This is a genomic window from Longimicrobiaceae bacterium (assembly GCA_035936415.1).
GTDB lineage: Bacteria > Gemmatimonadota > Gemmatimonadetes > Longimicrobiales > Longimicrobiaceae > JAFAYN01.
The window spans coordinates 1-13,096 of the sequence record DASYWD010000431.1 but is presented as its reverse complement, the minus strand read 5'-3'; the positions used below and the strand labels follow the sequence as shown (position 1 = coordinate 13,096).

Sequence of the window (13,096 nt, the reverse complement as noted above, 5' to 3'; positions counted from 1 at the left end):
CCTCCGCCCCGGCGACCTCCACGGGGCACGGGGCGGGCGCACCCGGTCCGCCGGCCCGGGGGGCGGCGCACCCGGCGGCCGCCAGGAGGAGGACCACGAGCGGGAGGCGGCGCCTCACGGGGCGCCGTCCGGCCATGGAGGGCTGCTCGATCGGGCGTGGCATGGAGCGAAGGGGTTCGGGGCGGTACCTACCGGTGTGAGTAGACCAGGGTCGGTGGGCCGGCGGGGCCGGTGGCGTACAGGTTGCTTTCCAGGACCAGGCGGTGCGTCCCCACCTGTCCGACGTCGTTGCCGATACAGTTCGCGTTCGGCGGGCACGGACGGAACCAGCCGACCTCGATGCGCGTCCCGGCCAGGCGGTACTCCGCCTCTATGAGGGTGGTGTACGTGGTGTTGCGCCGGGCGTCGGACCGGACCTCGCGGATGGTGCGCTCCCGCGCCGCGCTGCCGGAGGCGTCGAACGCGATGGTCTCCGCCAGGAGCAGGTACCGCTCGGTGGCATCGGACGAGAGGGTGTGCGGGAGCGCCCTGCCGTTGACCGTCTGCAGGACGTACGTCCCGGTGAGCGGCGGCTGCACGGGCGCGCCGGGGCCGCCGTCGCAGGCGGCCACGAGGCCGCAGGCCAGCGCAGCGGCGAGCCGGAGAAGGTGGACGGATCTGGGCATGTGGACCTCACGGGTGGCGGGGGCGGCGAACGGCCTTCGTCGGGAGACGCCGGGGCGGGCCCGGAGGTCACGCGGCGCGAGAAAGTCGATGGACAGCTCACCCGCGCGCCTGCAGCGCTCTTACTCGTACAGGGACTCGCGCACCCATGTGGAGACCCGCTCGACGATGTCCCGGAAGGGGTCGAGGTAGGCCGCGCCGCGGGCCCAGTCCCCCGCTGCCAGGTGCAGCTGAAGATAGCGCAGCCGGCGTCGGTGCACCTCCATGAGGTCCCGGGCGCGGCTGCTGGCATAGTACCCCGACCACTCTTCCCCCTCTGCCTCCTCCGCCCACCGGACGACGTCCGCGAGGAAGGCGAAGGCGACCGACCAGAACCTCCAGGGAGGAATGCCCGGGTGCGATTCGGGCCGTGGGTCCAGCTGGTGGGTCTCCAGGACCCGTTCCCACGCCGCGGGATCCGCGCGATAGGCGCTGGGCGGGCCCTGGATCTCGTGGATGAAGCGCGCGAGCGCCATCTCCTCCGCGGCGGTCCGCATGGCGCGGCCGGAGTAGCCGGTCGCGACAGTGATCGCCTTCAGCTCGGCCGCCGCGCCTCCCAGGCCGAGAAGAAACGCCAGCAGGTCCGCCTTGGCTCCCACGCCGAACCCGGCGCGCAGCCGGAGCATGAGGGTGGGGCCCTCGACGAGCCGGAGCGGACCGGTATCCTTTCGGCGGGGTTCGGGGCTGCCGTCCTCATCGGGACCGGCGGCATGCTTACGCCAGCGCCGGTCACCGGCGTCCGCGGCATGGCGCGCGAAGTCGCCGACCTGCTCGCGCACCGGGGGCGGGAACTCCTTCGCCAGGGTGCGGAGACGCTGGACACTGAGAAGCGACGATCCTGCCCTGGCCCACCCCGCGAGGAGGTCGTTCAGGCGCCGCTCACGGTCGCGGACGGCCAGCGAGAGCAGGAGCAGCGCCTCCGGATCGATGATCGTCCAGATCCGCAGGCGGCCTACCGGCACCGCGGCCGCCGTGAGCGCGCCCCATTGCGCCCAGGCCGCCTCCACGGCGGTATCAGCCGCCAGAATGCCAATGCTACGGACGGTTTCGGCGGACATGCTCGGCCACCTGGGAGATCATGGAGGAGAAGCCGTCGTACGCGTCCTGTGTGGATACCCAGCTCGCGGACTCTTCGAGCTCGGCGTCGGTGGGTGCCAGGGCGAGCAGGTCCTGCACGTGAACGCTGCCGGGGCCACTGTCCACACTCGCGAAGAGCTTGAGCGCGATCAGCGTGCGCCGGCCCACCAGGCCCACGTCGAGGCTCGCATAGGCGCGCCAGGTGATCTCATCGAGGATCCACGGAGGGAGCCCATGCACCCACTGCGATCCAACCTCCGCGTTCATCCAATTCTCGGGAAGGCCGAGGTCCCGGGCGACGGTCCGGATCGCACGCCGAAGACTCTCCGGAAACGGCTCCGCGTGCGTCAGGTGAAGGTCGCCCTGTGCGTCTCGCCAGGCGCGGGCGATCACATCGATGTCGCGGGTGCTGCGGCGGACGATCCCGAGCAGGTTCATCGTGGCACCGCCTACCACCACGATGGAGACTCTCTCCCCGCTGGCGCGGAGGATGTCTCCGACGGCCCGGAGCGCCTCTTCGATCGGTAGAACCGGTTCGGTCACGGGGAATCCGTGCTGAAGATTATCTTCCAACTAGCGGAAAATAATCTTCAGCGGTTCCGGCTACAAGATGTGCGGCGAGAGGAGCCCGTCGCAACGGAGAGGGAGAGGACGGCGGCGCGGCTCAGCGCGCGGGGGTGCACGCCCGCTCGATCTCCTCCAGGAGCCGGTGCGAGGGGATCGGCTTGGACAGGTAGCCGGCGAACCCCGCCCCGTCCACCTCCGCCTGGGAGAGGCGTAGCGCGGTGAGCGCCAGGACGGGGATGGTGGCGGTCTCGGGGCTGGCCTTCAGCTCCCGGATCGCCCCCCACCCGTCCAGCACCGGCATCATGATGTCCAGCAGGATCACGTCCGGCCGGTGCTGGCGCGCCTTCCGCACCCCCTCCGCGCCGTCGCCGGCGGTGAGGGGCGTGTGCCCCGCGAGCTCCAGGACGCAGGTGAGCGCGCTGCAGATGCTTTCCGAGTCGTCGACGACGAGGATCGTCTTCCGGTCCATGTGGCTTCCGGGGGCGGGCGGGGAGGCGAGGGCGGGCTCCGAAGGATGGCGGTCCGGAGCCCGGAGGACAACGGTTTTCTAGCCGGCTGCCACTCCGCCGGCTCGTCGGGCCGCGGGGAGGCCGCGGCGGTCCGGCTCAGGCAGGCGTGGGTCCCCCGCCGTTCGCGGCTGCGTCGGGTCCGGTCCCATCGTCCACGGGCAGCGTGAAGAGGAAGGTGCTCCCCCGGCCCTCCTCGCTCTCCACCCACATCTCCCCACCGTGCGCGGCGACGATCCCGCGCGCGATCGCCAGCCCGAGCCCCGCCCCACCCGCACGCGCGCGCCGCGCCTGCCAGAAGCGGTCGAACACGTGCGGCAGGTCGCCCTCGGCGATCCCGGGCCCGGTGTCGGAGACCGCGAAGCGCACCCGGTCGCCGTCGCGCTCCGCCCGCACCCGGATCGTCCCGCCCCCGGGGGTGAACTTCAGCGCGTTGCCGATCAGGTTCCCGAAGACCTGGAGGATGCGGCCGCGGTCTGCGTGGATGCGTGGCAGGCCGGCGCCGAACTCGCAGGACACCGCGACCGGCTTCACGGCCGCGGCGTGCGCGAGCAGGCTGCACGCCTCCCGCACCAGCGGCTCCACCGGCTCCGGGCGCGGCTCGACGGAAGCGTTCCCCGCCTCCATCCCGGAGACCTCCAGCAGGTCCTGGATCAGGCGGTTCATCTGCCCCGCCGCGCGGCCGATCATCTGGAGCTGCTCCCGCTCCCGGGCCTCCAGCCCCGCGGCGGTCTCCAGCAGGAAGGCCCCGCTGGTCAGGACGAGGTTCAGGGGGTTGCGGAGCTCGTGCGACACGATGGCCAGCACCTCGTCGCGGGTGCGGGTGGCCTGCTCCGCGTCCTCCGCGCGCTGCCGGAGCGCCAGGGAAAGGGAGCGGGCGCGGAGCATGATCTCCACCCGCGCGCGCAGCTCCGGCTTCTCGATGGGGGTGATGATCAGCTCGTCCACGCTGCGCCACAGGTGCCGGGTGATCATCTTCACCCCCGGACGGGACGTCACCAGCAGGATGGGCAGAAAGATCGGCCGCTCGCGCTCCTTCCGGTGCCGGACCCGCTCCCAGAGCCGGTCCAGCGACGCCCCGTCCACCACGCACAGGTCGAAGTCCTGCTCGATGTCCTCGTCTCCCCGGCCGGCGAGCACCTCGTGCTCGCGCCCCAGCTCGGCGGCCAGGAGGCCCTGGTTCTCCTGGTGGTCCAGCAGGAGGAGGATGCGCTTCACGCGGGGTCCCGGTCCTCGCGGCGCCCGCCCCCGACCCACTCCGGCGTGCCGGTCAGCACTCCGCGCAGGCCCTGGAGCGGCGCGCCCACCCGCAGTCCGCTCCCGGTGATCTGGAACTCGCGGAGCGCCTTCTCGAAGTCGCCCAGGCGCTTCTTCAGCACCCCGATCACCTTGCGGAGCTCTCCGTCCAGCTCCAGGTAGCGGAGGAAGAGGAGGTTGTCGCTCAGGAAGCTGACCCCGATGTGGGTCGCGCGGAAGTCGCCGGTGATGCTCTCCACCTCGTTGATGAAGATCACGGTCACGCCCATGTTCTTCAGGTAGCGCCCGAGCGCGTGGAGGTGGGTCACCAGGTCGTCCCCGGCCAGCGTGAGGCGATAGCCCGAGATGCCGTCGATCATGACGATGCGCGCTCCGCGCTCCTCCACCTCGCGGCGCACCAGGAGCGCGAACTCGGCCGGGGAGAAGCGCAGCGGCTCCACCTGCACCACGGACAGGGTGCCCGCCTCGATCATCTCCCGCACCGGGATGCCGACGGCGTCGCACCGGTGGAGCAGGGTGTCGGCGTGCTCCTCGAAGGCGTAGACCACGGAGCGCTCGCCGCGCGTGGCGGCCTCCTTCATGAACTGCATCCCCAGCGTCGTCTTGCCCGCCCCGCTCGGCCCGCTGAAGATGGAGATGGTGCCGCGCTCGATCCCGCCGCCGAGCATCTCGTCCAGCCCCGGCAGCCCCGAGGGGATCAGATCGGTGGTGAACTCCCGCTCGTGCGTGGCGGGGACCAGGCGCGGATACACCCGCATCCCCCGCCCGGTGAGGCGCAGGGCGTGGCGCCCGCCCTCGAAGTCGGAGCCGCGGAACTTGGTGACGCCCAGCGTCCGCCGGAGGGTCCCGTGGCCCGGCGCCACCTCCAGCTCCACGATCCCGTCGCTCATGAAGCGCAGGTCGTCGTCGGGAACGCTCGCCGTCGGCTCGGAGCTCATCAGCACCGTGGCGCCGTGCTCCACCAGGTAGCGCAGGAACGAGAGCGCCTGCTTGCGGAACTGGAAGGCGTCGGGCGCCAGGTAGCGCAGGGTGGTGATGGCGTCGACGAAGACGCGGGCCGGCTTCAGCTCCTGGATGGTCCGGACGATCAGCTGCGTGGTGGGGTCCCGCTCCACGTCGGCCGGGGAGAAGATGTCGTAGCTCCGGTTCTGGGCGAAGAACTCGCGCGAGGGGCTCAGGTCCAGCACGGCCACCCCCGCCAGGTCCAGCCCCTGGGCGGCCGCGTCGGATCGGAGCTGCGCCTCGCTGGACTCCAGGGTGATGAGGAGCGCGCTCTCCCCCAGCGCCACCCCGGCCGCCAGGAAGTGGAGCCCGAGCGTGGTCTTCCCCGTGCCGGGCCCGCCGCGGACGAGGTAGGCGCGCTCCGGGATCAATCCTCCGTGCAGGACCTCGTCGAGGCCGGACACGCCCGTGGGGCGCCGCTCGGTAGCTGGGCTCAACTCGACGCCTCCGCGGACAGGATTGGGGGGTGGCGGTCCGAAGGGGAGAAACATAACGTGCCGGGCAGCACGAGGCACGGTTGCCCGGCGGCCCGGGGACCCTCGCCTGGAGAGCGCGAGCCTCTCCGTCCACCTCCACCCTCTCGCACCCGCCCATGTTCTCCTCCCCGAAGCCGGTCGTCGCCATGGTCCACGTGGGCGCGCTCCCCGGAACCCCGGCGAGCCGAGCCTCGCTGCGTGAGCTGGAGGAGCGGGCGGTGGCGGAGTGCGCCGTGTACCGCGAGGCGGGGGTGCACGGCGTGGCGCTGGAGAACATGCACGACGTGCCGTACCTGCGCGGCGGCGTCGGCCCGGAGATCACCGCGGCCATGACGGTGCTCGCGCTGGCGGTGAAGGGGGCGAGCGGGCTCCCCTGCGGGATCCAGATCCTCGCCGGCGCGAACCACGAGGCGCTGGCGGTGGCGCACGCGGCGGGGCTCGACTTCGTGCGCGTGGAGGGCTTCGCGTTCGCGCACGTCGCGGACGAGGGGATCATCGAGTCGTCGGCGGCCTCGCTGCTGCGCTTCCGCCGCCACATCGGGGCGGAGCGGGTGCGGGTCTGGGCGGACGTGAAGAAGAAGCACGCCTCGCACGCGCTGACCGCGGACGTCGGCATCGGCGAGGCCGCTGCGGCGGCGGAGTTCATGCGCGCGGACGCGGTGATCGTCACCGGCTCGGCCACCGGCGAGTGCCCCACCAGCGACCACGTTGCCGAGGTGCGCGGTCGCTGCCGGATCCCGCTGTACCTCGGCTCCGGGATCACGGCGGAGAACCTGGAGCGCTACTACGCCGGCGCGGACGGGTTCATCGTCGGGTCGGCGTTCAAGGTGGACGGGCGGTGGAGCGAGGCGGTGGACCCGCGCCGCGTGGAGCGGTTCATGGCGGCGCACGCGCGCTGCGGGGTGTAGGGAGAGAGCTCCTTCCCGGCTCGACCTGCGTCCCATTCCTATTGACGGTCTACAGGAACGCGTGTACCTTGCCTCTGTAGACCGCCAAAAGGAGACATCATGGCGCACGACCAGTCCGACCTGCTCCAGGGCACGCTGGAGCTCCTCGTCCTCAAGACGCTCTCGCTGGAGCCCATGCACGGGTGGGGGATCAGCCAGCGCATCCAGCAGATGTCCCGGGAGGTCTTCCAGGTGAACCAGGGGAGCCTCTACCCCGCGCTCCAGCGGATGAAGTCCAGGGGGTGGATCACCTCGGAGTGGCGGACCACCGAGAACAACCGGCGGGCGAAGTACTACATGCTGACCGCGGCGGGGGAGCGGGAGCTGGCGCGGGAGCGCTCGCAGTGGGAGCGCTCCTCGGCGGCGGTGAACTGGGTCCTGGGCTGGAGCGGAGGCGCGGCATGAGGTGGCTCTCGGAGGCGCGCGAGAGGCTGCGGGCGCTTGCGTTCCGCGCCCGCGACGAGGCCGAGCTGGACGAGGAGCTGCGCTTCCACCTGGAGATGGAGACGGAGCGGCTCGTGCGCGAGGGGCTCGACCGGCAGGAGGCGAGGCGCCGGGCCGCCATCGCGTTCGGCGGGGTGGAGAAGTACCGGGAAGAGGTACGGGACGCGCGGGGGCTGGGGTGGGCCACCGGCATGTCGCTGGACTTCAAGCTGGGCTTCCGGATGCTGGGGAGGTACCCGGGGCTGACGCTGGTCGGCGGCCTCGCCATCGCGTTCGCGATCGCGACCGGCGCCGCCACGTTCGAGTTCCTGACCCAGATGGTCCGCCCTACGATTCCGCTGCACGAAGGCGGCCGCATCGTGGGGATCCGGGTCTGGGACGCGGCGGGGAGCCGGGTGGAGCCGCGGGCGGTGCACGACTTCCTCGCCTGGCGCGGGGAGCTGAGGGGGGTGGAGCACCTCGGCGCCTTCCGGACGGCCGAGCACAACCTGATCGCCGGGGACGGACCCGCCGAGCCGGTCACCGCGGCCGAGATGACCGCCTCGGGGTTCCGGGTGGCGAGGGTGCCCGCGCTCCTGGGCCGGCCTCTCCTGGAGGAGGACGAGCGCGAGGGGGCCCCGCCCGTGGTCGTGCTCGGCCACGACGTGTGGCGGACGCGCTTCGGGGGCGACCCCGGCGTGGTGGGGCGGGACGTCCGCCTCGGCAACGCGGTGCACACGGTGGTCGGCGTCATGCCCGAGGGCTTCGCGTTCCCGGTGGCCCACGACCTCTGGGTCCCGCTCCGCCCGGGCGCGCTGGACCCCGGACCGCGCCAGGGACCCGAGATCCGGGTCTTCGGCCGTCTCGCTCCCGGCGCCACGCTCCGGGAGGCGCAGGCGGAGCTGGCGACGCTCGGCAGGCGCGCGGCCGCCGCCTTCCCCGACACGCACGAGCACCTGCGGCCCGAAGTCCTCCCGTACGCCCAGTCCATCACGGGGGTCCGGGGATTGGAATCCCTGGCGCTCATGTCGGTCAACGCCTTCCTGGTGATGCTCCTCGTCCTGGTCTGCGCCAACGTCGCCCTGCTGATGTTCGCGCGGGCGGCGACGCGCGAGAGCGAGATCGTCGTGCGGAGCGCGCTGGGGGCGAGCCGCGGCCGGATCGTCGCGCAGCTCTTCGCCGAGGCGATGGTGCTCGGAGGTGTCGCCGCGGTCGTCGGCCTCGCCGCCGCGGGGTTCACGCTGAGGTGGTGGCTGGGCGTGTCCGAGGCCGAGGCGGGAGGGCGGCTCCCGTTCTGGTTCAGCGGCAGCCTGTCGCCGGCGGCCGTGCTCTACGCCGGGCTGCTCGCGGTGCTCGGCGCCGTCGTGGCGGGCGTCGTGCCCGCGCTGAAGGTGACCGGCCGCGGCCTGGACGCGCGCCTCCGGCAGGCGACCGCGGGCGGCGGCGGCCTCCGCCTGGGGGGAGTGTGGACCGCGGTGATCGTCGCCCAGGTGGCGGTCACGGTCGCCTTCCCCGCGACCGCCTTCTTCGCGCGGCAGTACGTGGCGGGGATCCGGTCGCTGGAGGTCGGGTTCCCGGCGGAGGAGTACCTTTCCGCGCGGCTCGAGGTGGACGGGGAGGCCCCGCCCTACCGGGAGCTGGAGCGGCGCCTGGAGGCGGAGCCCGGAGTGGCCGGTGTGACCTTCGCGAGCCGGCTCCCCCGCACGCACCATCCGCCGCGCCGGGTCGAGGTGGACGGCGGGGCGGCGGCTCCGGACCCCGTCCGCGGGCACCGGGTGGGCACGGCCGCGGTCGACGCCGACTACTTCGACGTCCTGGGGGCCCCGATCCTCGCGGGCCGCGCCTTCCACTCCGGCGACCTGGAGCCCGACAGCCGCGCGGTGATCGTGAACGAGTCCTTCGTCGACCGGGTGCTGGGAGGCCGGAACCCGGTCGGCCTGCGGGTGCGCTACCCGGGCCGCGGGCGTCCGGGGCAGCCGGGGCAGTCCGGGGAGGAGCCGGACGCCGGGTACGAGATCGTCGGCGTCGTGAAGGACCTGGGCGTGATCGCCGACGACCCGGCGGAGGGTGCGGGCCTCTACCACCCCCTCGCGCCGGGCGCGGCCTTCCCGGTCCACCTGGCCGTGCACGTGAGGGGAGACCCGGAGTCGTTCGCGCCGCGGCTCCGCGCGATCGCCACCGAGGTGGACCCCGCCCTGCGGCTCCACGAGGTCCTCCCGCTGGACGAGGTCGGGTCCACGCTGTGGCTGGAGCTGGACTTCCTCTTCAAGCTCCTCGTCCTGGTGAGCTCCATCGCCCTGCTCCTCTCGCTCGCCGGGATCTACTCGGTCATGTCGTTCACCGTCTCGCGGCGGACGCGCGAGATCGGGATCCGCGTCGCCCTGGGCGCCGATCCGTGGCGCGTCGCCGCGGCGATCCTCTCGCGGCCGCTCGCGCAGGTCGGGGTCGGCCTCGCCGCCGGGGCTGTCCTCGTGACGGCGCTCACCCGGGTCGTCTCCGGGCTCTCGGCGAAGGAGGTCGGGATGGTGGCGGCGTACATGGCGCTGATGATGGGGGTGTGCATGCTGGCCTGCATCGTTCCCACGCGGCGTGCGCTCCGGGTCGAGCCCACCGATGCGCTGAGGGCGGAAGGATAGACCGGCGCGCGGACGCGCTCGCCGCCGGAGCGCCGATGGGGGCGCCGGACCGGTCCGGCGCCCCCTTCGGCTGCTGCAGCGATCCCGACGGCGGAGGCTACCGCTGCCCCGCGATTCACCGGCGCTGCAGGAGGTTGTCGATCCGGGTCCACTCCTGCGCCAGGTCCGCCCGGTCGTCGGCGTCCAGCGTGGAGCCGCCTCCCGAGCCGTCGCCCTCCTTCATCAGCTTCATGAGCCGGTCGCGCCGCTGCTCCAGCTTGGCGCGCTCCGCGTCGGTCAAGGGTGTCGCGTCTGCCACTCTCTGCCCCTCTGCTGGTGGATGGTGCCGCTCCTGCTCTCCTGTACCCGTCTCCGGCCATTCCGATCGAACCCGGCGCGCCGGGCGCTGCCCTGCACCGCGGGCGAGGAAGCTGGACCTCTGCGTTCCCCGGGTCTACTTTTGGGTTGCCCGCCAGGCTCGCCCGTCCCCGCGGCACCCCATCCCCGGAATTCGCAGTGAAGATCCTCGAGCGAGAGCCGTTCCTCCTGCAGCTCGCCTCCGCGCACGCCGAAGCGGCGGTGAACGCCGGCCGCGTCGTCCTGCTGAGCGGCGAGGCGGGGATCGGCAAGACCGCGCTCGCCACGCGGTTCGTGGAATCCCTCGACCCCCGCTTCCGGGTGCTGTGGGGCGCGTGCGACGCCCTCCTGACGCCGCGCCCGCTCGGCCCGCTGCACGACATCGCCCGGCAGACCCGCGGCGCGCTCGGCGGCCTCCTCGAGGACCGGGCGGACCGGGAGCGGCTCTTCACGGCGTTTCTGGCCGAGCTCGGGCGGTCGAGCGGGAGCGTGGCGATCGTCGAGGACGTGCACTGGGCGGACGAGGCCACGCTCGACCTGCTGAAGTTCACCGCCCGGCGGATGCGGCAGCTCCCGGCGCTCCTGGTGCTGACCTTCCGCGACGACGAGGTCGGGCCCAGCCACCCGCTCCGGCGGCTGCTGGGCGACCTGCCGCGCGAGCACACGCTCCGCCTCCGCCTCCCCCGCCTCTCGGAGGAGGCGGTTCGAGCGCTGGCCCAGGATTCGGACCGCTCCGCCGACGCCCTGTACGGCGCCACGGGCGGCAACCCCTTCTTCGTGACGGAGGCGCTGGCCAGCGGGGGCGAGGGCGTTCCGGCTTCCATCCGGGACGCGGTCCTCGCGCGGGCCATACGCCTGTCGTGTCCCGCGCGACAGGTGCTCGACTGCGTGGCCGTCGTTCCGGGCCGGGCCGAGCGCTGGCTGGTGGAGGCGGTCGCCTCGCCCTCAGCGGACGCCATCGAGTCGTGCGTCATGGCGGGGATGCTGCAATCGAGCCCCGAGCACCTGTCGTTCCGGCACGACCTCGCCCGACAGGCGTGGGAGGGCTCCCTGGAGGCGGGACGGACCCGTGCTCTGCATGGGCGGATCCTGGAGGCCCTGCTGGCGCGTGGGGAAGGGGCGGCCGGCATGGCGCAGGTCGTCCACCACGCGGACCGGGCGGGGGACGGCGCCGCCGTCCTGCGGTTCGCGCCGGAGGCGGCACGGGAAGCGGCGACGCTCGGCGCGCACCGCGAGGCGGCCGCCCACTGGCGCGCCGCGCTCCGCTACGCGGACCGGCTCACGCCGGAGGAGCACGCGGAGCTGCTGGAGCAGCATGGCTACGAGTGCTACCTCACCGAGCAGATCGAGGAGGCGCTCACCTCCCGCGGCGCCGCGCTCCGCATCTGGAACGCGGCGGGCCGCCGCTGCCGGGAGGGGGACTCCCTGCGCTGGCTGTCGCGGCTGCACTGGCTCTCCGGGCGGAAGGCGGAGGCGGAGCACCACGCGCGTGAGGCCGTGCGCATCCTCGAGTCGGAGGACCCCCCGGGCCGTGAGCTCGCGATGGCCTACAGCAACCTCTCCCACCTCTCCATGCTGGACGGGCGCTACGCCGCCACGCGGGAGTGGGGCGAAAAAGCCATCGAGCTGGGGCGCCGTATCGGGGACACCGAGGTGTTGATCCACGCGCTGAACAACGTGGGCACCGCGGAGTCGGTGCTGGACCCGGAAGCGGGATGCCGGAAGCTCGAAGAGAGCCTGCGGCTGGCGCTCGAGGGAGAGTACCAGGAGCACGTGGCCCGGGCGTTCTGCAACCTGTCCTGCCACGCGATCGAGGCGCACGACTACGCGGTGCTCTACGCCCTGCTCGACCAGGGGATCGAGTACTGCACCCGGCGCGACCTGGATTCGTGGGTCTTCTATCTGCGCTCCTACGTTGCCCGCGCCCTCCTGGAGCAGGGGGAGTGGACGCGCGCCGCGGACGAAGCCAGCTCGATCCTGGCGCAGCCCCGGGTGTCTCCGGTCACCCGCATCCCCGCCCTCGTCGTGCTCGCCCGGGTCCGGGTCCGGCGCGGAGATCCCGGCGCGATGGAGCTCCTGGACGAGGCCCGCGCGCTGGCGCTCCCCACAGGCGAGCTGCAGCGGATCGCCCCGGTGGCGGCCGCGCGGGCGGAGGCGGCCTGGCTCGCCGGGGACGCGGCGCGGGCCGCCTCCGAGGCACAGGAGGCCTATGCGCTCTCCCTGCAGCGGGACAACCCCTGGGAGCGCGGGGAGATCTGCTACTGGCTGTGGCGCGCGGGAGCGCTCCCCTCCCCGCCGGAGGGCATCGCCGAGCCCTTCGAGCGGCACATCGCGGGAGAGCCGGGCCGTGCGGCGGCGGCGTGGGAGGCGCTCGGCTGCCCGTACGAGCAGGCCATGGCGCTCGGCGACAGCGACGAGGAGCCCGACCTGCGGGCGGCGCTCGCCATCTTCGAGCGCCTGGGCGCCACGCCGGCCGCTTCCGTGGTGCGGCAGCGCCTGCGGGCGTGCGGCGTGCGGCGGATCCCCCGCGGCCCGAGGCCGGCCACGCGCGGCAACGCCTTCGGCCTGACCCGCCGACAGATGCAGATCCTGGATCTCCTGGCCCAGGGGCTGGCCAACGGGGAGATCGCCGGCCGCCTGTTCATCTCTCCGAAGACGGTGGACCATCACGTCTCCGCGATCCTCGCGAAGCTCGCGGTGCAGTCCCGCGGGGAGGCCGCCGCGCTCGCCCGCGAGCAGGGAGCCCTCACAAAATAGGGAGCCGGCGCCCCGGAAATGGGGAGCCCTCCCGATGCCTGCGCCCCGTGCGCGAGGGTAGCTTTCCTCCGTCTGATGATCCCCGACCCATCCACCGGAGGAGGAACACATGCCGCGCTACATGGTCGAACGCACCTTTCCCGAGGGGCTCGTGATCCCCATGAACGAGGAGGGTGCGCAGGCGTGCCTGTCCGTGGTCGGCACCAACGCGGAGGAGGGCGTCACCTGGGTGCACTCCTACGTGAGCGGCGACCGGGCCAAGACCTTCTGCATCTACGACGGGCCGACCCCCGAGGCCATTCGCAAGGTCGCGGAGCGGAACCAGCTCCCCGTGAACCAGATCACCGAGGTCCGGGTCCTCGACCCGTACTTCTACCGCTGAGCAGGGGGGTGCGGGAAGCAGAGCGGGG

General features: G+C 73.0%; 12 protein-coding genes. 5 read left to right on the top strand and 7 right to left on the bottom strand.

Annotation, left to right across the window (positions count from 1 at the left end; all coding sequences use genetic code 11):
- Positions 1 to 188: 188 nt before the first annotated feature.
- The 6 genes from VGR37_17635 to VGR37_17610 form a co-directional block, all read right to left on the bottom strand.
- Positions 189 to 665 carry a hypothetical protein gene (locus VGR37_17635; GenBank protein HEV2149228.1) on the bottom strand — a complete coding sequence of 159 codons (477 nt, stop codon included), beginning with the start codon at positions 663 to 665 and terminating at the stop codon, positions 189 to 191.
- A gap of 120 nt (positions 666 to 785) precedes the next feature.
- Entirely contained in the window at positions 786 to 1,760 is a 975-nt protein-coding gene (locus tag VGR37_17630) for a hypothetical protein (GenBank protein HEV2149227.1), read from the bottom strand.
- A complete protein-coding gene (locus VGR37_17625; protein ID HEV2149226.1) occupies positions 1,738 to 2,322 on the bottom strand; it encodes a DUF6036 family nucleotidyltransferase in 585 nt (194 codons plus the stop codon). Before VGR37_17625 ends, VGR37_17630 begins: the two co-directional genes overlap by 23 nt.
- 121 nt (positions 2,323 to 2,443) lie before the next feature.
- On the bottom strand, positions 2,444 to 2,815 hold the full coding sequence (locus VGR37_17620) for a response regulator (GenBank protein HEV2149225.1): 372 nt from the start codon (positions 2,813 to 2,815) through the stop codon (positions 2,444 to 2,446).
- 136 nt (positions 2,816 to 2,951) lie between these two features.
- Positions 2,952 to 4,070, bottom strand: coding sequence for a hybrid sensor histidine kinase/response regulator (locus VGR37_17615; protein HEV2149224.1), 1,119 nt, complete (start codon positions 4,068 to 4,070; stop codon positions 2,952 to 2,954).
- Complete coding sequence (locus VGR37_17610; GenBank protein HEV2149223.1) at positions 4,067 to 5,548, bottom strand: ATPase domain-containing protein; 1,482 nt, start codon at positions 5,546 to 5,548, stop codon at positions 4,067 to 4,069. Before VGR37_17610 ends, VGR37_17615 begins: the two co-directional genes overlap by 4 nt.
- A 155-nt stretch (positions 5,549 to 5,703) precedes the next feature.
- Here VGR37_17610 and VGR37_17605 point away from each other — a divergent pair, with 155 nt between their 5' ends.
- From VGR37_17605 to VGR37_17595, 3 genes are all read left to right on the top strand, one after another.
- Positions 5,704 to 6,495 carry a BtpA/SgcQ family protein gene (locus tag VGR37_17605; protein ID HEV2149222.1) on the top strand — a complete coding sequence of 264 codons (792 nt, stop codon included), beginning with the start codon at positions 5,704 to 5,706 and terminating at the stop codon, positions 6,493 to 6,495.
- A 99-nt stretch (positions 6,496 to 6,594) separates the two neighbouring features.
- The gene (locus VGR37_17600; protein HEV2149221.1) at positions 6,595 to 6,939 is read left to right on the top strand and encodes a PadR family transcriptional regulator; all 345 of its coding nucleotides are present in this window, start codon (positions 6,595 to 6,597) and stop codon (positions 6,937 to 6,939) included.
- Positions 6,936 to 9,593: an ABC transporter permease gene (locus tag VGR37_17595; protein ID HEV2149220.1), complete on the top strand. Its 2,658-nt coding sequence runs from the start codon at positions 6,936 to 6,938 to the stop codon at positions 9,591 to 9,593. Before VGR37_17600 ends, VGR37_17595 begins: the two co-directional genes overlap by 4 nt.
- A 115-nt stretch (positions 9,594 to 9,708) precedes the next feature.
- Here the strand turns inward: VGR37_17595 and VGR37_17590 are convergent, their stop codons facing one another.
- Positions 9,709 to 9,873 (bottom strand): hypothetical protein, encoded by a 165-nt coding sequence (locus VGR37_17590; GenBank protein HEV2149219.1) that lies wholly within the window; start codon positions 9,871 to 9,873, stop codon positions 9,709 to 9,711.
- A gap of 215 nt (positions 9,874 to 10,088) precedes the next feature.
- Here VGR37_17590 and VGR37_17585 point away from each other — a divergent pair, with 215 nt between their 5' ends.
- Both VGR37_17585 and VGR37_17580 read left to right on the top strand, forming a co-directional pair.
- The gene (locus tag VGR37_17585; protein ID HEV2149218.1) at positions 10,089 to 12,686 is read left to right on the top strand and encodes an AAA family ATPase; all 2,598 of its coding nucleotides are present in this window, start codon (positions 10,089 to 10,091) and stop codon (positions 12,684 to 12,686) included.
- A 109-nt stretch (positions 12,687 to 12,795) separates the two neighbouring features.
- Positions 12,796 to 13,068: a DUF4242 domain-containing protein gene (locus VGR37_17580; GenBank protein HEV2149217.1), complete on the top strand. Its 273-nt coding sequence runs from the start codon at positions 12,796 to 12,798 to the stop codon at positions 13,066 to 13,068.
- The last annotated feature ends 28 nt before the right edge of the window (positions 13,069 to 13,096 follow it).

What these genes read in the sequence shown, in the direction of transcription:
- VGR37_17595 (HEV2149220.1), top strand. Translation starts at nt 6,936, where the DNA reads ATGAGGTGGCTCTCGGAGGCGCGCGAGAGGCTGCGGGCGCTTGCGTTC.
- VGR37_17600 (HEV2149221.1), top strand. Translation starts at nt 6,595, where the DNA reads ATGGCGCACGACCAGTCCGACCTGCTCCAGGGCACGCTGGAGCTCCTC.
- VGR37_17630 (HEV2149227.1), bottom strand. Translation starts at nt 1,760, where the DNA reads ATGTCCGCCGAAACCGTCCGTAGCATTGGCATTCTGGCGGCTGATACC.
- VGR37_17635 (HEV2149228.1), bottom strand. Translation starts at nt 665, where the DNA reads ATGCCCAGATCCGTCCACCTTCTCCGGCTCGCCGCTGCGCTGGCCTGC.
- VGR37_17620 (HEV2149225.1), bottom strand. Translation starts at nt 2,815, where the DNA reads ATGGACCGGAAGACGATCCTCGTCGTCGACGACTCGGAAAGCATCTGC.
- VGR37_17580 (HEV2149217.1), top strand. Translation starts at nt 12,796, where the DNA reads ATGCCGCGCTACATGGTCGAACGCACCTTTCCCGAGGGGCTCGTGATC.
- VGR37_17605 (HEV2149222.1), top strand. Translation starts at nt 5,704, where the DNA reads ATGTTCTCCTCCCCGAAGCCGGTCGTCGCCATGGTCCACGTGGGCGCG.